This window comes from Methylobacterium sp. E-045 (genome assembly GCF_022829685.1).
Taxonomy (GTDB): domain Bacteria; phylum Pseudomonadota; class Alphaproteobacteria; order Rhizobiales; family Beijerinckiaceae; genus Methylobacterium.
Window position 1 is genome coordinate 1 of sequence record NZ_JAKSYE010000068.1, and the last position, 366, is coordinate 366.

At 68.0% G+C, this 366-nt stretch carries 1 protein-coding gene; it reads left to right on the top strand.

What is annotated here, in order from left to right; translation table 11 throughout:
• Nucleotides 1-248: hypothetical protein (locus MKK51_RS10140; RefSeq protein ID WP_243976820.1), on the top strand; the 248-nt coding region annotated here is incomplete at its 5' end.
• Nucleotides 249-366: the final 118 nt, after the last annotated feature.

Below are 366 nucleotides of genomic sequence, written 5' to 3' on the forward strand. Positions count from 1 at the left end.
GGACGGCGCGGCGCGGTCTCGCGCGGCACTTCGGTCCCGGTCAGGTGGCGGGAGATGCGCCGCAGGCCGGCGCGGAGCTAGTCTTGCGTCTGCATGCACTGCTCGTCGGTGTACCAATGGCCCGGAACCCGGAGGCGGTCGGCCGGGCGGAGAAGGTCGGCGACCCGCTCGGCTTGCTCGCGATCCGTCTTCATCGGGTTCCGATCATGGCAGATTTGTCCGCGAACGTCTTCGGCCTCAACGCCTAAGCTGTTGAGCCGGTTCGTGGTCGGAGCTGTGAAACGGTCCCGGCGGCGGCAAACACGTTAGCGGCCAGCCGGGCGAAGCGTTCCTGATGCGACCCTGACCCCCGAACGCTTGAAGTCG